The organism is Thalassolituus sp. ST750PaO-4, from assembly GCF_020320405.1.
Classification (GTDB): Bacteria; Pseudomonadota; Gammaproteobacteria; order Pseudomonadales; family Oceanobacteraceae; genus Venatoribacter; species Venatoribacter alkanivorans.
Window position 1 is genome coordinate 12,972 of the sequence record NZ_JABVCB010000010.1, and the last position, 22,950, is coordinate 35,921.

General features: G+C 50.6%; 16 protein-coding genes. 14 read left to right on the forward strand and 2 right to left on the reverse strand.

The window, feature by feature from the left end; genetic code table 11:
• Positions 1–11 precede the first annotated feature (11 nt).
• The 7 genes from HUF18_RS11995 (at position 12) to HUF18_RS12025 (ending at position 9,533) form a co-directional block, all read left to right on the forward strand.
• On the forward strand, positions 12–1,394 hold the full coding sequence (locus HUF18_RS11995) for a ribonuclease J (protein ID WP_225692362.1): 1,383 nt from the start codon (positions 12–14) through the stop codon (positions 1,392–1,394).
• Positions 1,395–1,672: 278 nt separating this feature from the next.
• Complete coding sequence (locus HUF18_RS12000; RefSeq protein ID WP_145470612.1) at positions 1,673–2,272, forward strand: FMN-dependent NADH-azoreductase; 600 nt, start codon at positions 1,673–1,675, stop codon at positions 2,270–2,272.
• A 553-nt stretch (positions 2,273–2,825) separates the two neighbouring features.
• Positions 2,826–4,511, forward strand: a complete 1,686-nt coding sequence (argS, locus tag HUF18_RS12005; protein ID WP_225692363.1) for an arginine--tRNA ligase — start codon at positions 2,826–2,828, stop codon at positions 4,509–4,511.
• Positions 4,512–4,687: 176 nt separating this feature from the next.
• Positions 4,688–5,224 (forward strand): SPOR domain-containing protein, encoded by a 537-nt coding sequence (locus tag HUF18_RS12010; RefSeq protein WP_145470616.1) that lies wholly within the window; start codon positions 4,688–4,690, stop codon positions 5,222–5,224.
• A gap of 3 nt (positions 5,225–5,227) precedes the next feature.
• Positions 5,228–6,046: a DUF817 family protein gene (locus HUF18_RS12015; protein ID WP_225692364.1), complete on the forward strand. Its 819-nt coding sequence runs from the start codon at positions 5,228–5,230 to the stop codon at positions 6,044–6,046.
• 492 nt (positions 6,047–6,538) lie between these two features.
• The gene (locus HUF18_RS12020) at positions 6,539–8,002 is read left to right on the forward strand and encodes a hypothetical protein (protein WP_225692365.1); all 1,464 of its coding nucleotides are present in this window, start codon (positions 6,539–6,541) and stop codon (positions 8,000–8,002) included.
• A 418-nt stretch (positions 8,003–8,420) separates the two neighbouring features.
• Positions 8,421–9,533 (forward strand): sialidase family protein, encoded by a 1,113-nt coding sequence (locus HUF18_RS12025; RefSeq protein ID WP_225692366.1) that lies wholly within the window; start codon positions 8,421–8,423, stop codon positions 9,531–9,533.
• A gap of 107 nt (positions 9,534–9,640) precedes the next feature.
• Here the strand turns inward: HUF18_RS12025 and HUF18_RS12030 are convergent, their stop codons facing one another.
• Positions 9,641–10,969 (reverse strand): hypothetical protein, encoded by a 1,329-nt coding sequence (locus HUF18_RS12030; RefSeq protein ID WP_225692367.1) that lies wholly within the window; start codon positions 10,967–10,969, stop codon positions 9,641–9,643.
• Between the two features lie 1,060 nt (positions 10,970–12,029).
• On the opposite strand from HUF18_RS12030, the gene HUF18_RS12035 reads away from it, so the two are divergent.
• Positions 12,030–13,109 (forward strand): hypothetical protein, encoded by a 1,080-nt coding sequence (locus HUF18_RS12035; protein WP_225692368.1) that lies wholly within the window; start codon positions 12,030–12,032, stop codon positions 13,107–13,109.
• 111 nt (positions 13,110–13,220) lie between these two features.
• Here HUF18_RS12035 and HUF18_RS12040 read toward each other — a convergent pair whose 3' ends face one another.
• Positions 13,221–14,081 (reverse strand): sterol desaturase family protein, encoded by an 861-nt coding sequence (locus tag HUF18_RS12040; protein ID WP_225692369.1) that lies wholly within the window; start codon positions 14,079–14,081, stop codon positions 13,221–13,223.
• A gap of 89 nt (positions 14,082–14,170) precedes the next feature.
• Between HUF18_RS12040 and HUF18_RS12045 the strand changes: the two genes are divergently transcribed.
• The 6 genes from HUF18_RS12045 to HUF18_RS12070 all read left to right on the forward strand — a co-directional run bounded on the left by HUF18_RS12045 (position 14,171) and on the right by HUF18_RS12070 (position 22,750).
• Positions 14,171–15,214, forward strand: coding sequence for an AraC family transcriptional regulator (locus HUF18_RS12045; protein WP_225692370.1), 1,044 nt, complete (start codon positions 14,171–14,173; stop codon positions 15,212–15,214).
• Between the two features lie 6 nt (positions 15,215–15,220).
• The gene (locus HUF18_RS12050; RefSeq protein WP_225692371.1) at positions 15,221–17,212 is read left to right on the forward strand and encodes a RecQ family ATP-dependent DNA helicase; all 1,992 of its coding nucleotides are present in this window, start codon (positions 15,221–15,223) and stop codon (positions 17,210–17,212) included.
• Positions 17,213–17,261: 49 nt separating this feature from the next.
• Entirely contained in the window at positions 17,262–18,125 is an 864-nt protein-coding gene (locus tag HUF18_RS12055) for an alpha/beta fold hydrolase (protein WP_225692372.1), read from the forward strand.
• A gap of 288 nt (positions 18,126–18,413) precedes the next feature.
• The gene (locus tag HUF18_RS12060; RefSeq protein ID WP_225692373.1) at positions 18,414–20,045 is read left to right on the forward strand and encodes a BCCT family transporter; all 1,632 of its coding nucleotides are present in this window, start codon (positions 18,414–18,416) and stop codon (positions 20,043–20,045) included.
• Positions 20,046–20,116: 71 nt separating this feature from the next.
• Positions 20,117–21,997, forward strand: coding sequence for a DUF294 nucleotidyltransferase-like domain-containing protein (locus HUF18_RS12065; RefSeq protein WP_225692374.1), 1,881 nt, complete (start codon positions 20,117–20,119; stop codon positions 21,995–21,997).
• 3 nt (positions 21,998–22,000) lie between these two features.
• Positions 22,001–22,750, forward strand: a complete 750-nt coding sequence (locus tag HUF18_RS12070; RefSeq protein WP_225692375.1) for a 3'-5' exonuclease — start codon at positions 22,001–22,003, stop codon at positions 22,748–22,750.
• The last annotated feature ends 200 nt before the right edge of the window (positions 22,751–22,950 follow it).

Below are 22,950 nucleotides of genomic sequence, written 5' to 3' on the forward strand. Positions count from 1 at the left end.
GCGGAATAACCATGAGCCCCAGCGAACACGATCTCTTCTTCCTGCCCCTTGGCGGCACCGGTGAGATCGGCATGAATATGAATCTTTACGGCCACGACGATCAGTGGCTGATGGTCGATTGCGGCGTGACTTTTCCCAAGCCGGGACGGGTCAGTGCCGATGGCACCCGGCATCATTCGGGCGAGCCGGATACGCAAATGCCCGACCCGGAATTTATTGCCGCGCGTAAAGATCTGCTGGCCGGCTTAATCATCACCCACGCCCACGAAGACCATATCGGAGCGGTGCCTTATCTGTGGCACAAGCTGCGCTGCCCGGTGTATTGCACGCGCTTTACCGCCGAAGTGCTGAAAAAGAAACTGGCCGAACATGGCCTGCTGCACCAGGTAAAAATCATCGTGCCGGAAACCGGAGAGCGTGTGGCCATCGGCCCGTTTGAGGTGGAATTTTTAGCCTTAACGCATTCGGTGCCCGACCCGAATGCGCTGATGATCCGCACCGCCGCCGGCAATGTGTTTCATACCGGCGACTGGAAGCTCGACCCCGAGCCGGTGGTGGGCCACGGCTATAAACAGGAAACCTTTACCCGTCTGGCGCAGGAAGGTGTGCTGGCGATGGTGTGCGATTCCACCAATGCCACCGTGGCCGGGCATTCCGCCTCGGAAGGCGATCTGTACGATGGCCTGCGCCATTACATCGAAAGTGCCAAGGGGCGGGTTATCGTTACCTGTTTCGGCAGCAATATTGCGCGCCTGTTAACCCTTTCCCATGTGGCGGACGACACCGGCCGTTATATGGGCCTTTATGGCCGCTCGATGATCAATATGCATCAGTGCGCCAAGCGGGCGGGCGTGTGGCCGTTCAGTGCCGGCTCGGTGGACACCGGGCATCTGGGCTATTTACCGCGCCACGAAGTGCTGGCGGTGGCGACCGGCAGCCAGGGCGAACCGCATACCGCGTTGCGCCGTCTGGCGGCAGGCACCCATCCGGATTTTGAACTGGAACCCGGCGACCGGGTGATATTCAGCGCCCGTGCCATTCCCGGTAACGAAGAAGCTATTCAGGGCATTATCGACCAGCTGCACAGTATCGGTGTGGAGGTGATTACCGCCGACGATGCCGAACTGCCGATTCACGCCTCCGGCCATCCGGCACAGGAAGAGCTGGAAACCCTGTACCGCTGGGTGCAGCCGGAAATCGCCATTCCCGTACACGGCGAAGACGTGCATATGAAAGCTCACGCCGCCCTGGCTAAAGGTTGCGGCGTGCCGCGCACTCTGACCGGGCGCAATGGCGACCTGTTTATGCTGGCGCCGGTACCCGGTATTCAGCGCCAGAAAGTGCGCACCGGACGGTTGGGCTGGGAAAAAGGCGCGCTGGTGCGGGTGGTCTGAGTGCAAGAATCCCCCGCGGGCCTGCTGCTGCATCATTAACCCGATCGCTTTCACCTGGCTCCCACGCTCTGCGTGGTAGCCACTGCTGGCACAGTTGCATTCCCACGCAGAGCGTAGGAACGAGAAAAAACAGTGTTACAGCAGCGCTCCAGCCTGCTGTTTTCAGCAAAAGAACAACTTTTTAGAAAGATAGCCACGGATTTTTGCGATTTTTAATCGAAATCGTCCGGAGCAAAATGCCCTCAATTCCTGCGAACAGCACATTGAGGAGCACAAACATGGCAACACTTCTGTACATCAAAGGCAGCATCTTCGGCGACCACGGTCAGTCCAGCCAGCTGGCCGAAAAATTCATCGCCGGCTGGAAAGCCGCTAACCAGAACGGCGAGGTTGTGATTCGCGATCTGGCCACAGACGTTCCGCCTTATCTGGATGCCAACAGCGTTGGTGCCTTTATGACCCCGGCCGAACAGCGCACAACTGAGCAGCAGAGCATTGTGGCTTACTCCGATGCCCTGATCGCCGAAATCAAAGCAGCCGACGAAGTGGTGGTGGGCGTGCCTATGTACAACTTCACCATTCCGGCGCAGATGAAGTCTTACCTCGATTTCCTGTGCCGTGCCGGGATCACCTTTAAGTACACCGAAGCGGGTGCCGTTGGTCTGCTCGACAACAAACCGGTGCATATTCTGGCTACCCGCGGTGGCCTGTATAAGGGCACACCGGCCGATACCCAGACGCCGTTCCTGACCACCATTTTCTCCTTTATCGGCCTGAGCGATGTGCGCTTTGTTTATGCCGAAGGTCTGAACCTGGGCGACGACAGCAAGAATGCTGCTCTGGAAGCTGCCGGTCAGGAAATCGCCGCACTGGCGTAATTCCCGGCTCTGCTGGTGCGACAGCGAAAGCGGAAGGTGCGAAAGCAGCTTCCGCTTTTTTATGCCTGTTGTTCAGGGTCCGTATCCACAACGATCAGCCTGCTGCGCCTGATGTGAATGTTATCCAGAGTTTCTGTGGATAAAATCGTGGAAAAGTTTGGGGTAAGGGGCTGCAGGGCACTTTATGCGGGCGTTGTTGTCAGATCGTGCGAATTTTAAACGCCTGTACGAATTCAGCCGCAGGCCACGGATGGCAAGCGCTGGCAAGAAAATTTTGTAATAAAAATCAGTAGGATGAGCGTTGCTGCTGTGTTATGGCGCGGCGTTTACGCCGGTGTTTACAAAAAATAAAATGTGGATAACTTTGTGAGTTAACTGCGGGAAAGTTGCGTATAAGCTGGGGCCAAACAGCATTTTTGCTGTAAAAACAGGTGTTTAGGGTTGCTGGTTAAATCTCCCCGGCGCCCTTCACCCAAACCGGCATTTTTGCGATAATCGCGCCCTTTTCTGAAAACATCTTCTGAACACAAATTAATCAGGCCAGATTTCCTCTATGAAACCGCAAATTGCTGAGCTTTTGTCCGCTGCCGTCGCCTCTCTTAAGGCCCAGGGAACCCTTCCCGCTGATCTCGAACCGCGCATCCAGATCGACAACGCCCGCGACAAAGCCCACGGCGATCTGGCCACTAACCTGGCGATGATGCTGGCCAAGCCTGCCGGTAAAAATCCGCGCGAACTGGCGCAGCTGCTGGTGGATGCCCTGCCGGCCAACACGCTGGTAGAAAAAGTCGAAATTGCCGGCCCGGGTTTTATTAACTTCTATCTGAGCGATGCCTCGACCGCCAGTCTGGTAAAAGCCGTGCTGGAACAGAAAGAAGCCTACGGCCGCAACAACGATGGCGCCGGGCGCAAAGTGCAGGTGGAATTTGTGTCGGCCAACCCGACCGGACCGCTGCATATCGGTCACGGCCGTGGTGCTGCCGTTGGCGATTGTATATGCCGTCTGCTCGATGCCTCCGGCTGGGATGTAACCCGCGAATTTTATTACAACGATGCCGGTGCGCAGATTAACAATCTGGCGCTGTCGGTACAGGCGCGCTGCAAAGGCCTGACCCCGGACGATGCCAGCTGGCCGGAAGACGGCTATCGTGGCGATTACATCGTCGAACTGGCCAACAGCTATATGAACGGCGATACCGTTGAATCTGCCGACCAGAGCTTTACCGGAGCCAAAGACGCCGACGACCTCGAAGCCATCCGTCACTTTGCCGTGGCTTATCTGCGTCGCGAACAGGATCTGGATTTAAAAGCCTTTGCCGTCGATTTCGATGTGTATTTCCTCGAGTCTTCCCTGTACAGCGAAGGCAAAGTCGAAGCCGCAGTAAAAACCCTGATCGACAATGGCTACACCTACGAAGACGGCGGCGCACTGTGGCTGCGCACCACCGATTTCGGTGATGACAAAGACCGCGTAATGCGCAAAAAAGACGGCGGTTACACCTACTTTGTTCCGGACGTAGCCTACCACCTCGACAAATGGCAGCGTGGTTTTGAGCGTGTGGTGAACGAGCAGGGCGCCGACCACCACAGCACCATTACCCGTGTGCGCGCCGGTCTGCAGGCGCTGAATGCCGGTATTCCAAAAGGCTGGCCAGACTACGTGCTGCACCAGATGGTGACGGTAATGCGTGGCGGCGAAGAAGTGAAAATTTCCAAGCGTGCCGGCAGCTATGTGACCCTGCGCGATCTGATCGACGAAGTGGGCCGCGATGCCACCCGTTACTTCCTGGCGGCGCGTAAAGCCGACAGCCAGTTAACCTTCGATATCGATCTGGCGCGTTCACAGTCGTCCGATAACCCGGTTTACTACATCCAGTACGCCCATGCCCGTGTATGCTCTATTTTCCGTAAACTGGCGGAAGCGGGTCAGAGCTGGACACTGGCCGAAGGCCTGGCAGCACTGCCAAAACTGGAACTGGAAAGCGAAAAAGACCTGATTGTAAAACTGGGCCGCTTCCCGGAAATTGTTAAAGTGGCAGCCAATAATCACGAGCCGCACAGCGTGGCGAATTACCTGCGCGATCTGGCCGGTGATTTCCACACCTACTACAACTCAGAAAAAACCCTGGTGGACGATGCCGATGTGCGTAATGCCCGTCTGGCACTGGCGGAAGCCGTGCGTCAGGTGATCAGCAATGGTTTGGGGTTATTAGGCGTTTCAGCGCCGCAGGAAATGTAACTGCTCTGGCTACCGTACTTGTTAATACGGCGTTGAAGTCGTGCTCGAAATGCTCACTTACGAATATGTAGGCTCCGCTTTCTCGCCCGACTTCGCCTTGTCTTAACGGCGTACGCTACACCAGAAATCAGCGCCTTTAATCAGTGTTAATGGGCACTACATAACAGGACAACGAAATGTCGGACAGCGCAAGTCGTATTCCCAAGTGGGTGTGGGTAACCACGCCAACACTGGCAGTCGCCTTTATCGGATTTATTCTGTATCTGGCGACTATTCCCGCCGGCGATGAACTGGAAGCCGTAAAAGGCGATGCCAAAAAAGCGCTGAAGCTGGGCGTGGAAAAAGCCAAAGAAGAAGCGGCAAAAGAAGTCGCCAAACCCAGCTATGAATTTTACCAGTTGCTGGAAAAACAGACCGTCGAAGTACCTAAAGTCGATGTGTATAAATCGACACCCAAAGATGCCGAAGTCAGTTACACCTATCGTTTACAGGCTGGTTCTTTCCGCTCTGCTGACGATGCCGAGCGCCTGCGCGCCAGCCTGCTGCTCGAAGGCCTGAATGCCTACCGTCAGGAGTCGACCGTTAATGGCAGCACCTGGCACCGTGTATTTGTCGGCCCCTTTACTGACCGCTCAAAGATGAACAAAGCACAGGATTTGCTGGTCAGCCGTAATATCAGTCCGTTAGCGCTGAAAGAACCGGTTAAGAAATAAACCGTGCACTATCAGCGCGCCAGGGACTGGCTGCACGAATTCTGGTTATTTGGTCTGAAGCAGGCCTATGCCTGCCTGTTCGGCGGATTTCTTTTGCTGGTAATGATTGTTACCCGTTACTGGTATCCGCTTGAATCCCTGCACCGTTACGATTTTATTTTTCTCGCCGCCATCGTCTTTCAGTTGCTTTTACTGGCCTTTAAGCTGGAAACCCTGCGCGAAGCCTGGGTGATCGTCGTATTCCATCTGGTGGCCACCGTGATGGAATTATTCAAAACCTCAGACGCCATCGGCTCCTGGGTTTACCCCGAAGATTATGTATTTGGCATTGGCAATGTGCCGCTGTTTACCGGCTTTATGTACAGCGCCGTGGGCAGCTATATTGCCCGCGTATGGCGGATATTCGATTTCCGTTATTCGTATTACCCGCGCCGCCGCTGGACCATTATTCTGGTGGTTCTGATTTACCTGAATTTCTTCAGTCATCATTTTATCTGGGATCTGCGTTGGCTGCTGCTGGGCGCAACCATCGTTTTATTTGCCCGCACCCATATTTATTTCCGTATGCATCGCGAGCATCGCCATATGCCGTTACTGGTTGGCTGGCTGCTAGTGGCCCTGTTTATCTGGCTGGCAGAAAATATCGCCACCTACACCAATATCTGGATTTACCCCAATCAACAGAATGGCTGGCAAATGGTGCCGCTGGCCAAGCTGTCCTCCTGGTATTTACTGATGCTGCTGAGCTTTGTGCTGGTGTCGTTAATTAACAGGATTGAGATACCTGTACAGCAGCAACGGCCGGATGGTTCCGGTAACTGAGACTGTATGCCACAGCGGGACTTGTTCAGGTAAATGACTATTAAGTGGCAATGCTGTTGTCAAATAAATTTAACAGTTCAGTAGTCTGCATCATGCTAGGATTGTTACCAATAAAATAGTAAAAGAAGCATCGTAATGAAAATTTCCGAGACCTTGCAGATGTACTGGCTTTGGCGTCCTCTACCATTTTCTAATTACTAAGTGCGATTTTTTTCTCGTAGTTTCTTTGTGCATGGATGCATTATTTTTAGTCATAATATTTGCTGGTGCATATCTTATTTTCTGTCCTTTGGCATATTGAAACGGCCAAAGATGTGGTAGTTCTTAATCTGAAATCTGGTTGGTAATTGGTCAGTTAGATAAGGCAGTAGAGAGATTTTTCCAATTTTAGAAATTGTGATTATCTATCTTAAAAATAAATTGAATATATTTACTTTTTTGTTAGGATCGCTTGCCGTATTTTTGCGGTGTTAAAATTGATAAAGGAATATTATGAAAAAAGTACTAATGGCGGGGATCTGTCTGGTCTCATTGTCCGGCTATTCGATAGCTTCTGGCTCCCCAATGGTCAAAACCTTGCAGGCCAGTTCAGCTCATGGAGGCCTAGTCGCACTTGGTGCATCATTTGATCACATTCGAGAGGAGGCGAAAACTGAAAGGTGCTTGCAGTTGTCTCCTGCTGAGATGCTTTCTTATGAAAGTAATTATGTAAGAACAGCCTGGGACGTTAAGGTTGTTTCTAGTCATGAGGAGTTAAGTAAGTTTTATAAATCTAATAATTCTGTGAGTGGTAATGGGACGTATAGCTCATTTACTGGTAGTGGGGGTTACTCTAGCCAGATCACCAGAGAAACGCACTTCGAAAAAGATACTTACGCTATTGCCGGACTTTTTGTTCGGTCAATGACGATGTTAAATGCAGTAAGCTCGGGCGAGATGTCAGACTTAAAGCCATCCGCAGCAGCAACTTACCATTCAAGTATTACAGATTTTCGTAATAGGTGCGGTGATGGCTATATCTCTAATGTTATTATGGGGGCAATGGCTCAGTTTTCACTTCGCATTACTGCCGTCAATGGTTCTACTTCTGTTACAAAATCTCAAGCTCTTACACTTCAGGCAGATATAAAAAACTACGGCTCTGGAAGTGGTTCTTCAGAAAGTACCAAAACGCTGGTGGAAAAATACAGAGGCTATTCGCTTGAGGCTGTGATTGTAACCGCAGGGATTGAAGGCAAGAGTGAATTAAACCTTTTGGCAATGGATATCAATGGATTGCTTAAGCTTATTTCGGATCTTAAAAATGATAAGTATTACAGTCCTGTTCCAATTTATTCTTTCGTGAATAATTATAAATTCAGCATGCCTGATATTCAGACGGTTAAACCGCGGTTTGATGCATGGCTTTCTGTAGCTCATCAACTAGAATCTCGTTGTTTTATATTTAATAATGATGTTGAACAAGCTGCTTTAGCGGATGCGCTATTAAACAATGGGCATCACATAACCACTTCCTGCTATGCTGCTGCAAGCTTGGTAGATTTGAAAATGGGTGAATGTTCTGATGCTAATAAGTTTTCTCAATGTGACGCCCCTGTTGAATCTGCTTGTCAGTCGCAAGGAATTGCGTGTAGTGATGTAATAAATGGTGATCTGATTCCGTCGTGGTCAAAATCTGATATTCATAAGCGTTATGCGAAGAAGTTCAATTCTGGTAGAACTCATGTCCGAGAGTTTGATGTTTGTCTGCCTGATGGAGTAATGTTTGATGTGGGGAGAGGAGATCGCGGTTACTATCGTACATCCAACAACAGGAATCACTTACATTCTCATGTTAATACCAGCTATCGTTGTGACAAAACAACTTTTTCAGTAAAAAGTAAAGGCGGTATTAATTTTAGTTCTGACATATATCTATATGGTTTGAAAGCTTATTTCTATACGATTTTGCATTGAAAATGCCAATGCTATCAATTTGGGTTTTAAAAACTTTCATTGATTGAATGTAACGATTGATAGCGGTATTGCTGATTGTCAAAGGAACCCTGTTTTTCAGGGTTCCTTTTATTATAATCATTTAGTGCGATTAGCATGGAACTCGTCAGAGTTGCTACCATACCGATATGGAGTAAATTTAAGTTTCAAATTGGGTTTCTATTGGTGGGTTAGTGATTAAACCCAATGCTACCGGTACGGTATAAGGTCAATTGATATTTAAAGTTGCGATGGATTGAATTTTTGCTGTTCAAATTTGCTTTTCGATGACTCTTGGTTGGAGATTCGCGATGGTGATTATGATGAACTCTAATTACTGAGTTTGTAGAGGTTGTGTATAGTGGTATTTTCTTTAAGTTGCTGAAAGGATGAAATATCAGTGAGAAATTTTATTAAAGTTATAATGTTGGCTGCGTGTTTGATCATTCAAAATACTGCCTGGTCAGATGAAGAGTTGCTGATTGGCTTTGCTGGAAGTGGAACTGAAACAGCAATGACCTCTTTCAGTGTTGGCTACTGTTCGGATTGTAAGTTCTCGATTGATTGGAAAAATCTTGATTACTCAACCTATAAAGGGGCTTACAGGCAGTATGTCTCACCATTATTAGACCATGTTGCGATTTCACCGATTTACGAGTCTTATCGTCGGTCAAATTGCTCATCAGGTTCAGGTTGTTATGACTCTTTTGTCGTTGAAGATATTTTATTGTCTGCCTACGCGCCAGCAATTACTTATTTTAACGGAAGTATTTATACAGCCTATGTAGATCGTGCTACGCAAGAAGTAAGAATGGCTTATAGTGATGATGATGGTTATTCATGGCAAATGATTAATAATAATCGCGGACGTGTTTTAACTTTGCGTTCAGCTGGACGTCCCGCTCTTTTAGGCTTCGGTGATCATTTGTATTTGGCTGTTCGTGGGCTGTCGAGCAAAAGTCTGTATATTGCAAAGTCCAATAATGGCAAGGATTGGCTGAGTTCTGATTTAGTTGTGCCTGGAGATAAAAGTGCCAGTGGTCCATCTCTAACAGTGCTTGGTGATACTATGTATCTGGCATTTAGGGGGGCATCGACTAATTACATTTACTATAAAACGTCTGTGCGTGGTGGAGTGTGGAGTGCCGCTAAACGTATACGTAAGCACAAAACCTCCAATACTCCATATATTGCTAGTTACGATGGTAAGCTTCATCTTGCCTATAAAGGCTCCAGCTCAAATAACTTATACATGTTGTCATCAGTTGATGGTGTAAACTGGTCGAACGAGCGTCGGCTGCCGTCCTCGATCAAAAGCAATCGGGGACCTGCAATTGCTCCATCAGTAATGGGAGGAGAGTTGTACATAGCATTTAAACATATTAGTACAAGCCAAGTTTTGTATTCGAAAAGTATCGATGGGTTAAACTGGAGTGCTCCAGTATCCAAAGAATTCTCTAAGACGTCTGGAAGCTTAAGTTTGACGCAAACTCATTATGGATATCTACGCTAATATTTATTCAGACGATGGTCTTGAACTGCTTACATCTACTGCTTAAAGCAGTAGATGTAGCGAATAATAATTAATTAAAATTTAGGATGTCCTTTCGGTCTGATCGGTCAGAATAAACCTGATGAGTACAGCGTCAGGCTCCCGGATGTCTTATTCGAAACCCCACTAACACTGTCGTGTAAGTATGCGACTGGTGCCGTGAATGAATTCAGTCCATCCACGGAATACGTCCAGTAAATGTTATTGGTACTAATCCCTTTGAATACCATATACAGTTTACCGTTATGACTTGCTATGGCCGGAGCCCGGTTGGACCTGTATCGATTGGATAGTGAAATGGCATTCGTCCAGGACATGCCGGCGTCGGTAGATTTCATAACATAAAGATCTCGGGTGGAAGCTCCCTTGAAGGCTGCGAATAAGGCACCATTATGTTCTGCAAGATATGGTGCATTTGAAGATTGTTCTGAATTCTTAACTGCAGAAATCCAGTTTGTGCCATCTACCGTATGAGTAAAGTAAAGACGCTTGCTGCTTGAGCCACGGAATCCAGCGACCAAGTGGTCAGCCCCATTTACTTTGACGACGGCCAATGTTGGACTGTAAGCACTCTGGTGGCTATTGATTCGTTTTGCCGCGCTCCAGCTAACACCATCGGAAGAACGCGAAATATAGATCGCATTCGAGCCTGAACCTTTAAAAGCAACATAAAGTTGATTATTAAATACCGCCAAAGATGGCTTATCCCCTGACTTGTGGCTATTGATCTGTTTAGGGATATTCCATCCAAATTGCGGTGTGTCGCCTACTTGTCGTGAAGATATCTTGAGCTTATAGTCCGGATCAACGAAGGCCATGTACATACGACCATTGAAATCGACGTAGGCTGGGGCCCGGTTGGATGTCTCGCTGAAAGATTTACCGCTCGTCTGATTATAGAAAAACTCTGGCTTGTCGTTCTTGCGGATTAATACAGATTCCGCATAAATATCATATTGTTTGGAAGGGCTGTCCAGAAAGCCAACAACACCAACAACGATCCCTGCCCTATTAACGGCCGAATAAATTGTGGCGGCAAGGCTATCGGATCCGAAAGCCCAGATGCTTGCAATACACTGTGCGGCACCTCTGGCCTCGACCACCGATATGCTGGTTAGTTCATCTTTAGAGAATGCAGTACATATAGGATCCGTTGGATTTGTCACACAAATGATTTTTTTCGCGTCAACACAGGGCTCAGCAAAATCCCTTACAGCTCCCAGTACTCCCTCTTTTATCGAAGTTCCGTTCTGTACGCCGGAGCCTGCATAGCCGATGGTTAGTGCCTCATCAGGCTTCTGAGTAATTAGTATGGGATTTGACATTGCGCTGACAGATATTGGCATCAGCAGCGTTGAAGCTGCAGTCAATATGAGGAATATACGATTTATATACATAGCAGAACTCATCCTGAGTAATTTGGGGGGAGGCTTTAGTCTATTCCGACTTGATACTATTATCAATCAAAAGAATTGCGCAGGATATAATATGAAAAAGAGCAGGTATCCGTAGGCAGAAAAATCTGCTGAAAACGGTCAGTTTATTGCCAGAAATCTGGTAGTCCAAGGCTGTTTATTCAGGTGGTATCGGGGTTGTTAAGGTCACCTTCTGCCAACATATCCAAACCAAACGCATTGGCATCCTTGCTCAGACTTAGCGAGACTTCGTCGGTGCTGACATAGTGTTGCAGAAGTTGTTAATACACTTCTGAGGATGCATATAACGGCTGTTACTAAACTGATTTTCGTACACGTTATATCACCTAGGCTGTTCATATTGTTCTGTACTTGCACATAGCCTGAGGCTCTGTCGATGGCACCCTGTAGATAAATAAGCATAATATTGTTGGAATGATAAAAGGATATCCATCTTAATCGCCGTTTTTTAACAAAAAATTAGTAATTCGACTCTGCTTATTCAAGATGTAAGAAATATGGAGAGGATTTTTTATAATTTCTGACGACCTGTGGCGAGGATACTCAGCTTTTGGATTATTTTAGATAGGATTTGGCCTAGGCTTATCCTTATCCTGAAATATGAATTGGCTCACAAAGGGGATAGTTAGCCCTGCACTACTTTACATAGACCCAAGCCGGCGGTATTTGGTGACCCGGTTTCCCGCTAGTGGTGTCAGATGTTGCTCTTGTCTTGTAAAGGTACAGAAACACTGTTTGAACGGCTGCATCATAGTGAACTACTGATTCTGATTAATCCCGAGTTGCTGAAGAACAGAAGTTAGGCTTGTGGAAATAGCCCACTGTTGTTTGCACGAATGGTCGATTCAGAGTTCTAGCTGTGATTGAAATCAAGGCGCTCTCTGATAATGCATTTCCGTTAGTATAAGCAGTCCATCACCGTGTTGAGGCTGGGGTAAAAAGCCTGATATACGCAGCTATGTTCCCTCCTCCACAAATCATGCTAGGGTGAGCATCCTGATAATCACTTAAGGGCTGGAATATGGATGTTCGTTCTTTGATCTCTCGTTTTGTCACTCGTTTTGCCAAGAACAGCGGGCTGATGCTCTGTCTTGGTGCTGCTGTCTTAAGCCCTGACAGTCTGGCGGATATTAATGCCGGTACGAACAGTGAAGACCGCTTCTGGATCAACCGCACGCACGATAATCTGGCTAAGTTTGATAACTATCAGGCGCAAACAGAGCAGACGCAGTCGGACGGTAGTGTTGCGGTTATCAGTGATGTAATGTTCAAAAAACCGGATGGCTTTTATCAGCAGGTACTGCAGCCGGATTCTCTCAGCGGTATTGAAGTCAGCCAGCATGCCGGGGTAATCACCCTGCATGATAAGCCGAACCAGCGGGCATTCATCGTCAGAGGGCTTGAGGATTATCAGGCGGGTGGTTCTCTGGAGACAATCAAAGATATCTATCTGTTCAACAAAGAGCACTACGAACAGACCTTTACGCCCTCTATTCACGTTGCTGACCGTCTGGCGGTCGGTATCGATTTTGTCGCCAGAGATGAAAGCGATGAAATCAGAAAGATAGAAGCCTTTGTCGATTATCATCACTCCCTGTTTATGCAGGCCCGGTTTGTATTTAACAATGGTGTTGAATCGACCATCAGAAACAACAGCATCGAATTCAATAAAGAAGGCCTGACGCTGCCGGAGATTAACTTACCGCAGAATACTCAGGTAAGAGTTTTGGATTTAAGTAAGAAAGCCCTGTCGCAGAAAGAGCTGAGTAAAAAGACTGCTAACAACATTGTCTGGCCGGAGGATAAAAATAATACCTGGAGTTTCTCGCAGCGTAAGTTTTACCAGCAAAGCAACAGCAGTGCGGCTTATTACTATGGTGATAAATTCTTTCTGCTGGCGATTGCCACACCAGAGGGAAGCCAGCCGGTAACTGTACCCGCCGTGCCGCTGACCATTGGCAATACGCCGGTGTTGCTCAGCCAGTTTCCGCTCTTTGCGCATTTAGCCTTTGACCATAAGGGCATCAGTTACACATTAGTATCCAACGCTCATCCTGAAAGCCTGTTGTCTATGGTGAAAGGGATGACTTCGGTGCAATAGCACGCGGAGTTATCCCGGCGTTGTTCAATACGCTGCAAGGCAGCGTATTGAACCCGGATTCCTGAATCCTTCTCTTAAAGTCCCTCTCTTCAAGTCCTTCTCTTAAATGCCTTATTTTCGGCCGTAATGCTCTTCTACCCAGGATGGGTGCTTCCACAGAATGCGGATATCACGATAGTGCAGAATATCCCGCCACATGCTGACAAACTCGGCGATCACTAACCGAAACGGGTTCAGGCTGTTAGCCGGACGGAAGTCGACGCCATAACGGATTTCGCCGGCATCTTTTTCATCGACAAAGGTGCCGAATAAACGATCCCAGATAATCAGCACACCGGCAAAATTAGTATCGATCTGTTTTGGGTTACTGCCATGATGCACGCGGTGGTGTGACGGTGTATTAAATACAAATTCAAACCAGTGTGGCAGTTTTCGCACGACTTCAGTATGGACAAAAAACTGGAAAAACAGGTTAAGTTCGAGAGCAATCACCGCCTGTTCGAGACTGAAACCAATCACCGCCGCAGGCAGCATGGCAACCAGCATAATACCGTTAAAGGACACAACCGGCGTCTGTCGCAGTGCGGTGGAAAAATTAAAACGCTCAGAGCTGTGGTGTACCCAGTGCCCGGCCCAGCCGTAGCGCACTTTGTGCATAAAGCGGTGCACCCAGTAGAAATTAAAATCGACCAGCACCATCAGCAGAATAAAATTCAGCAGCGGTGATGATGACTGCCACTGAAAGCCATAGCTCTGTACGGCCAGATAAATCACGGAACCAATAAAAATAATCGACAGTGCATCAAGCACTTTATAAATCAGACCGGTGCCGATATTGGCCGCCGATTCTTTCAGGTCGTAGGCATCGGTTTTTTCCTGACGTATCAGCCAGGCGCGTTCGGCAAACATGACGGCAAAAAATACCGGGCCGGCCAGAACGATAAACACAAGGGCGTGTAAGAAGTCTTCCATCTTTTTCTCCGCTGGGTTTGACATGCTGGCCAATCTACCGGGAAACTGAAAAGCAAAATGACTTTCTCGTGCCAGGTTTTTAGCATTTCATGCCAACTCCACAGAATGCAGGTATTGTCCGTGTCACCGGCAGCTGGATCCGGCTGCTTACCGACTGGCTTGATCAGAACGGGCTGGATGCCCCGGCATTGCGCGCAGCGGTTGCAGCCTACGGGCCGACCGATAATGTGCCGATTAACGACTGGGCGCAGATGCTGGCAGCGGCTTTTGCCCTGCGTCCGCAGGATCAGGCCGCCTCGCTGGCGTTAGCACGCCTGGTGACGCTTCAGCATACCGGCGTATTGGGTTATCTCGCGGCGGCCTGCGACAATCTCGGTCAGGCGCTGCTGAGTTATCAGCGCTTTGAGCGTTTATTTTATGGTGCTTCGGTGGCGCAGATTCTCAGCCGCAGCGTGGATAGCACTCAGTGTGTGGAAATCGCCTGGCAGCCGTTACCGGGGATGGCGCTGGTGGACGAAACAGCCATTGCCGCGCTGGTGCATATTACCCGGCAGAATCTGGTGCGTGATGTTGCCCTGCAGCAGGTGCACTTCAGTCATCGCTGTAACCCGCAGCAGCTGCAGGCGCTGGAAGATTTTTTTGCCTGTCCGGTGGTGATGGAAAGCGACCGCATCCGTCTGGTATTCAGTGTTGATGTTCTGAGCCTGCCATTAATGCGCGGTGAGCCGGGGTTGCGGCATCTGCTGGAAGAGCAGGCGCTGTCGATGTTGCGTGCGGTGCCGGAGCCGGATGAATTTCTGCGTCAGCTGCAGGCGGAAGTGGTGCGTCTGCTGCCGGAAGGAGAAGCGACCATCGAATCGCTGGCGCCACGGCTGTACTGTTCAGTAAGAACCTTACAGCGGCGGCTGGATGAAAAAAATCTGAGCTGGAAAGCGTTACTGGATCGCACCCGTGAACAATTAGCCTGCCAGTATCTGGCCGATAACAGCCTCAGTCTGCTGGAAGTGTCCATGCTGCTGGGCTACCGCAATCAGGGCACTTTTTCACGAGCTTTTAAACGCTGGCAAAACTGCAGTCCGCTGACTTACCGCAAACATCAAATGCATAAAAATGCGTCTGATCATAAGGATTAATTAACGATGAAAAATATGAACTGGCAGGCCGCACTGCAGCAACACTTTGGCTTTTCAGCGTTGCGTCCCGGTCAGCAGCCGGTGGTTGAGGCCTTACTGGCCGGGCATTCGGCCGCGGCTATTTTTCCGACTGGCTCAGGTAAATCGCTCTGCTATCAGCTGCCGGCCTTATTACTGCCAAATTTAACGCTGGTGATTTCGCCTCTGCTGGCATTAATGCAGGATCAGGTGCAGTTTTTACGCAGCAAGGGTATTGCTGCAGCGACCATTGATTCTACCCAGAACCGCGACGAAGCACAGGAAGTGATGAACGGCGTGCGCAGCGGCAGCATTAAAATTTTAATGGTGTCGGTTGAGCGCCTTAAAAATGAACGCTTCCGCCAGTTTATTCAGCAGATTCCCATCTCGTTGCTGGTGGTCGATGAGGCGCACTGTATTTCTGAGTGGGGGCATAATTTCCGCCCGGATTATTTAAAACTACCCGATTACTGCCGTGAATTTGCTATTCCACAGGTGTTGCTGTTAACGGCTACGGCAACCACCGCTGTGATTGCCGATATGCAAAAGCATTTTGCTATTAAACCCGAGCATGTGGTCTGCACCGGCTTTTACCGGCCGAATTTACGCTTACTGGCCCAGCCAACCGCAGAGCATGAGCGCGTTACCAAATGCGCCACCTGGCTGAATTATCTGGCGAAAAAGAGTGCAGAAAAACACGAGGATTTTGCTGCGGTTATTTATGTCACCCTGCAGAATACCGCTGAGGAAGTCGCCGCCGCACTCAACGCTCAGCTGCCTTTTACCGTTGAAGCCTATCATGCCGGTATTGGTCACGAAGAGCGCGATGCCATTCAGCAGCGTTTTATGCGCGGTAATACGCCGGTAATTGTGGCCACCATTGCCTTTGGTATGGGCGTGGATAAAAGCAATATCCGTCAGGTGATTCATTACGACCTGCCCAAATCCATCGAAAATTACAGTCAGGAAATCGGCCGTGCCGGACGTGATGGCAAAGCCTCGGACTGCATTATGCTCGGTGATGAATCGGGCCTGACGGTGCTGGAAAACTTTGTCTACGGTGATACGCCGGAGCTGAGCAGTATTCAGCAGGTGCTGCATACGATCAGTACACAAACCCAGAATGGTCAGTGGGAAGTGCTGATGACACCGCTGTCGGCGGCCAGCAATATCCGTTTATTACCGTTAAAAACCCTGCTGGTTAATCTGGAAATGCGCGGCGTATTAACCTCGCAATACAGCTATTTTGCCGAATATAAATATCGCCTGAATAGCAATGAAGAAGAATTACTGGCGCATTTTCAGCCGGAGCCGCAACAGTTTCTGCGCACGGTATTCAACAGCAGCGATAAAGGCCGTAGCTGGTACACACTGAATATTCCGGCACTGGAGCAAGCGCTGGCTCAGACTCAGACAGGCAGCGATGTACCGCCACGGCTGCGCGCACTGCGGGCGCTGGAATACTGTCAGGAAAAAGGCTGGCTGCAGCTGGAAAGCAAACAGATGACTGATGTTTACCGGGTAAATACCGCATTATTGCAGCCGGCATTGGCCAATGATTTATATCAGCATTTTGCCGCCAAACAGCAGAGCGAAATTCAGCGTATACAGCATATGCTGGAGCTGTTCCGTCAGCCGCGTTGTATCAGCCGTACGCTGGCCGGTTATTTCAGCGATAACCTGAGTGAAGATTGCGGTCGCTGCTCGGTATGTCGTGGCGAACATCAGCCGTGGCCGGTACGTAATACGCAGGGAGATTTTGCCGGGCTGGATGCGCGTGCGCTCTGTGCTCCGGTGCAACAGGCTATTCAGGCGCAATTCGGCCAGCCGGCCTCCATCGAGCTGTTAACCCGCTATTTATGTGGTATTTATGTGCCCTGGCTGAGCAAGATAAAAGCCCGTTCGCTAGGCGCGATGGGCAGGCTTGAGCAGCAGCCCTACGCCCAGGTACAGCAGTGGTTAACACAAAACCTGAGCTGACACAGACAGCGCCTGCGGTATTTGCCGCTATTTCAGGCAGGGAGAGATTATGAGCATTCTGCACAGCCAGCACCGGCTGGACATTCAGACCCCGGAAGGGACGCGCAGCATGGCCTATATGCAGTGGCATAACAGCCTGCACGAACAACAGCCCTTGCTGCTCTGTGTTCATGGCCTGACCCGTAACAGCCGCGACTTTGATTTTCTCGCCGAAAAGCTGGCGGAGCATTACCGCGTAATCTGCCCGGATGTATTAGGGCGTGGTGACAGCGACTGGCTGCAACAGCCGGCGCTGTACGGTTATCCGCTGTATATCGCACAGATGCAGCAATTGCTGGCGCATCTGTTCAGCGAGTTTGCTGTCAGCCGTTGTGACTGGGTAGGCACCTCGATGGGCGGACTGATCGGCATGATGCTGGCTGCCGCTCCCGGCGACACCATCGGCAAGCTGGTGCTGAATGATGTCGGGCCTTTTATTTCTTACAGTGCGCTGGCACGGCTGGGGCAGTATGTGGGCAAAGCGCCGCATTTTGCTCATGTTGGCGAAGCCGAACAGTATTTGCGTCAGGTAGCACAGCCTTTCGGCCCGCTGACCGATGAGCAATGGGCGCATCTGGCGCTGCATGGCACTGAGAGCTGTGACGATGGATTATGCCTGCGTTACGACCCGGCCATTGCCGATGGCTTTGCCGCGGTGACCGGGGATGTGGATTTATCGGCAGTCTGGAGTGCGGTGCACTGCCCGGTGCTGGTGATCCGTGGTGCCGAATCTGATTTACTGCTGGCCGAAACGGCGCGCAGCATGCTGCAGCATAACGATACCCAGCTGGTTGAGTTTCCCGGAATAGGCCATGCACCGATGCTGATGGCACGTGATCAGATCACCGCGGTGCAGAATTTTCTGACGCGCTGAGGTTGCCTTTCTGACTGTCTGCTGTTGCTCTCTCTCCCGTATTTGTTAGCCCTCACTTCGGCTGGAATGGCCGTGGTTATTGAAAGTTCAGGGGCGTTTTTTGCCCAATACCTTCCTTTTTGCTAGGCTGTTCAGGCCATTTTCTGTATCAGACTGATGCCCTGGCAGGCATTTCTTCCCGGTGAAGCAGTCTGGTATGCACTTGCCCGATCGTGTATCGGCGCCTGAAATCCGAGCCTGCGCGTAAGCAATAAGCAGGTCTGAATAAACCACGGGAGGCTGGCCGCAATGGCTGAAAAAAATGATCCTATGATCCCCGATGGCGATGTGAATCCGATCGACACTGATTATCAGGTCGGTCAGGACAACATCATTGTCAATGTTGGCCCTTTTGGGCTCGATATCCACAACCGCGTGTTTGCGGTGTCTGGTCTGGCAGTTATCGCTTTTGTGCTGCTGACGCTGCTGTTTCACAATCAGGTTGAACCACTGTTCGGCAGCATCCGCAGCTGGCTGACCACCAACCTGAGCTGGTTCTTCCTCAGTGCCGGTAATATTTTTGTGATTGTCTGTCTTGGTTTGATTGTTTCGCCTCTGGGGCGCATTCGCTTAGGCGGAACCGAAGCCACCCCCGATTACAGCTATACCGCCTGGTTCTCCATGCTGTTTGCCGCCGGTATGGGCATCGGCCTGATGTTCTACGGCGTATCTGAGCCGCTTTCACACTTTGGCAGTTCCTTTGCCGGTATCAGCACCGAAAATGGCGTACGCACCGACTGGGCTCCGCTGGGAGCTGCGGCGGGTGACGCCGAAGCGGCGGCCCGTCTGGGTATGGCGGCAACCATTTATCACTGGGCACTTCATCCCTGGGCTATTTACGCAATTATGGCGCTGGGGCTGGCGTTATTTTCGTTTAATAAAGGTTTACCCCTGACCATCCGCTCGGTGTTTTACCCGGTGCTGGGCGAGCGTGTCTGGGGCTGGCCAGGGCATATCATTGATATTATCGCCGTGCTGGCGACATTGTTTGGTCTGGCCACATCGCTGGGTTTGGGTGCTTCTCAGGCGGCCTCCGGTCTGCATTATTTATTTGGCCTGCCGGAAGGCAATACCACGCAGGTTGTACTGGTGATTGGTATTACCGCCATTGCCATGATGTCGGTGGTTGCCGGTCTGGACGCCGGGGTTAAGCGTCTGTCTGAAATCAATATGATACTGGCCATTCTGTTGCTGCTGTTTGTGATTATCGTTGGCCCGACACTGGCGATTGTGACCGGCTTTTTTGACAATATGCTGGCCTATTTCCAGAACTTGCCGGCGCTGTCCAATCCGGTTGGGCGGGAGGATGCGAATTTCACCTCCGGCTGGACGGCCTTCTACTGGGCCTGGTGGATTTCCTGGTCACCATTTGTCGGTATGTTTATCGCCCGTGTTTCCCGTGGCCGTTCGGTGCGTGAATTTATGGTGTCGGTATTGCTGGTACCATCGGCCGCCTGTGTTTTATGGATGACGGTATTTGGCGGCACCGCAATTGAACAGTACGTTCAGGACGGCTACAAAACCGCCGCAGAATCGGCACTGCCGCTGCAGTTATTTGCCATGCTGGACGCATTGCCGTTAGCGCAGATCACGTCCTTTATCGGTATTATTCTGGTGATCGTGTTTTTTGTTACCTCATCGGATTCCGGCTCACTGGTTATTGATGTGATTTCTGCCGGTGGCAAGGTCGATGCGCCAACCCCGCAACGGGTATTCTGGTGTACCTTTGAAGGGCTGGTGGCTATTGCCCTGATTCTCGGCGGTGGGCTGGTGGCTTTGCAGGCGATGGCGGTGTCGAGCGGATTACCCTTTACCATCGTTTTACTGGTAGCAACCTTTTCCATTATTAAAGGTTTGTCTTCTGAGCCTAAACCGGCTTAAAGCGGCCTGAAGCGGCTATAAGTAACAACAGCACAGGGTTTCCTGTGCTGTTGTTTTTTTACGGAATTGCCATGCAAGCAGAACATATCGAAATTGTTGATTTCCTGCGTCAGCACCAGCCTTTTACCGGCCTGAGTGATGAGGTTTTGCAGCAGGTCGCTGTGCAGATCAGCATTGCCTATTTCAAAGCCGGACAGCAGATTCTGGAATTCGGCGCCGAAATTAATGACTGGTATGTGATCCGCAGTGGCGCCGTCGAAGTGTTCCGGCGTAATGGCGAACTTTATAACCGCTTAAGCGAAGGCGGCTTTTTTGCCGAGTTCGGTTTGCTGCGTAATAAGCGTGTGCGCTTTCCGGTTTATGCGCTGGAAGACACGCTGGTGTATATGATTCCGGAGCCTTTATTTACCGAATTATTTGATAATAACGAAGAATTTGCTGATCAGGTTGAGGTGGAAGACCGCACCCGCCTGCGTCAGGCCGTTGCCCGGCGCGAAGACGCCAACGAGCTGATGACGGCCCGTATCGAAACCCTGGTCAGTCGCGAACCGGTACTCTTACCGGCCGCTGCGACGGCGCGTGAAGCGGCTATCCGTATGACCGAAGAAGGTGTTTCCTCGTTATTGGTGGTGACCACCTCGGATGATCAGCCGATGGCCGCGTCACGTCTGGTGGGCATTGTGACTGACCGCGATATCCGCGACCGGCTGGTAACGCCGGGCCTGCCATTCGATACGCCGGTAACCGATATCATGACCGCCGAATTAACCAAGGTAGAGCACAATCAGTTTGTGTTCGAAGCCATTTTATTAATGCTGCGGTATAACGTGCATCACCTGCCGGTCATTAAACAGGGATTACCGCTGGGAGTGATCGCGCTGGCGGATGTTATCCGTTATGAATCGCAGAACAGCCTGTTTGTGGTGCGCAGTATTTTTAATGCACAAACGGTGGAAGAGTTGACGGCACTGGCCAGCGATGTACGCGCCTGCTTCAGCCGGCTGGTGGCCGAGGACGCTAATTCACGCATGATTGGCGGCTCAATGGCGGTGATTGGCCGCAGCTTTAAACAGCGCCTGCTGGAAATGGCGGAAGAAAAATTCGGCCCGCCACCGGTGCCTTATTGTTTTCTGGCGCTGGGTTCCATGGCACGTGAAGAGCAGTTAATTGTTACCGATCAGGATAATGCCCTGATTCTGGATAACCGCTTTGATCCGCAATTACACGATGAATACTTTTCCAATCTCGCGACCTTTGTGTGTGATGGTCTGGCGGCCTGTGGTTATACCTATTGCAAAGGTAAAGTGATGGCCACCAACCGCCAGTGGCGCCAGCCATTAAAAGTGTGGGAACAATATTTCAGCGAATGGATTGAACGCCCCTCTCCGGAATTTCTGCTTAACAGCGCCATCTTTTTTGATCTTGAAGGGGTATGGGGCGAAACCCAATGGAGCGACATGCTGAACGACCTTATCCGGCGTAAGGCACGCAGTAATTCGCGCTTTCTTGCCTGTATGGCACGCGCTGCATTAATGCGCACGCCGCCACTGGGATTTTTTAAAGGCTTTGTGATGGAGACCGATGGTAAGCATACCAATTCTATCAATATGAAAAGACGTGGCACGGCGCCGCTGGCCGATCTGATCCGTGTGCATGCGCTGGCGGTTGGCTCTGCTGCGCATAATTCGTTTGAACGCCTGGAAGATATCATCGAAGCCGGTATTTTACCGCCGGGTAATGGCCCGGATTTGCGCGACGCGCTGGAATTAATTGCCATGGTGCGCATCCGGCATCAGGCGCTGGATCTGCAATCGGGAACCGAGCCGGATAATAATATCGAGCCGGAAAATCTGTCGGATTTTGAGCGTAAAAACCTGAAAGACGCTTTCCAGATTCTCAGCAATGCGCAGAAGTTTCTGAAGTTTCGTTATCAGCCCGGACGGGCGGTATAAGCCGTGTTTTATCTGCCCCGCAGTCAGTTGCAGAATGAATCCAGTCTCAGCGGAGAAGATCTGTCGGCGGTCGACTGGCCGGCCCGTTTCCGTGAACTGGCCGCCAGCGCCCGTCACCCGGCCCTGCAACAGTATTACCAGGCCGGCGTACCGGCTGGCAGCACGGCCATTGCCGATGTGCCTATGGTGGCCATGGACTTTGAAACCACCGGTCTTGATCCGCAGCAGGGCGGTATTGTCAGTATCGGGCTGGTGCCCATGACACTGGCACGGATCTCCTGCGCCGGTGCTGGGCACTGGATTGTGCGGCCGCGGGCACGCTTATCCAGTGAATCCATTGTCGTGCACGGTATTACCCACAGCGATATTGCCGCAGCTCCGGATCTCAGCAAGGTGCTGGACGACTTGCTGGCCCAGCTGGCCGGGCGCGTGGTGGTGGCGCATCACCGCAGTATCGAGCGGCGTTTTCTCAGCAATGCACTGCAGGCAAGGATTGGTGAAAGCATCGAATTTCCGGTGATTGATACCATGGCCCTGGCATACCGCGTGCGCCGTGAGCCGGGGTTCTGGCAGCGTTTGCGTGGCCGCAAACCCGACTCGGTGCGACTGGCCGATTGCCGCCGCCGTTACCATCTGCCGTTTTACCGCCCGCATCATGCGCAGACCGATGCCCTCGCCTGTGCTGAGCTGTTACAGGCGCAGATCGCACATCACTTCAGCCCCCAGACAGCATTAAGTGATTTATGGTGCTGAATGGCTGTGCCGGGCGTGTAATGAGCCGTTTCCGTGGCCGGATTACAAAACAGCACAGGATGGTTACGAAAATTCCGGCAATAAACAGAACGTCCGTTCATAGCTGATCTAAAATAATGGTCATAGACGGCCAATTGAGATTATTGTCGTGGACGATACTGAAACCTTTGAGCATGAGCTCAGCGAACATGAAATGCTGC

Coding starts and splice junctions, on each gene's coding strand:
- argS (WP_225692363.1), top strand. CDS start 2,826: ATGAAACCGCAAATTGCTGAGCTTTTGTCCGCTGCCGTCGCCTCTCTT.
- HUF18_RS12020 (WP_225692365.1), top strand. CDS start 6,539: ATGAAAAAAGTACTAATGGCGGGGATCTGTCTGGTCTCATTGTCCGGC.
- HUF18_RS12040 (WP_225692369.1), bottom strand. CDS start 14,081: ATGGAAGACTTCTTACACGCCCTTGTGTTTATCGTTCTGGCCGGCCCG.
- HUF18_RS12050 (WP_225692371.1), top strand. CDS start 15,221: ATGAAAAATATGAACTGGCAGGCCGCACTGCAGCAACACTTTGGCTTT.
- HUF18_RS12060 (WP_225692373.1), top strand. CDS start 18,414: ATGGCTGAAAAAAATGATCCTATGATCCCCGATGGCGATGTGAATCCG.
- HUF18_RS12010 (WP_145470616.1), top strand. CDS start 4,688: ATGTCGGACAGCGCAAGTCGTATTCCCAAGTGGGTGTGGGTAACCACG.
- HUF18_RS11995 (WP_225692362.1), top strand. CDS start 12: ATGAGCCCCAGCGAACACGATCTCTTCTTCCTGCCCCTTGGCGGCACC.
- HUF18_RS12030 (WP_225692367.1), bottom strand. CDS start 10,969: ATGTATATAAATCGTATATTCCTCATATTGACTGCAGCTTCAACGCTG.
- HUF18_RS12045 (WP_225692370.1), top strand. CDS start 14,171: ATGCCAACTCCACAGAATGCAGGTATTGTCCGTGTCACCGGCAGCTGG.
- HUF18_RS12055 (WP_225692372.1), top strand. CDS start 17,262: ATGAGCATTCTGCACAGCCAGCACCGGCTGGACATTCAGACCCCGGAA.
- HUF18_RS12065 (WP_225692374.1), top strand. CDS start 20,117: ATGCAAGCAGAACATATCGAAATTGTTGATTTCCTGCGTCAGCACCAG.
- HUF18_RS12035 (WP_225692368.1), top strand. CDS start 12,030: ATGGATGTTCGTTCTTTGATCTCTCGTTTTGTCACTCGTTTTGCCAAG.
- HUF18_RS12000 (WP_145470612.1), top strand. CDS start 1,673: ATGGCAACACTTCTGTACATCAAAGGCAGCATCTTCGGCGACCACGGT.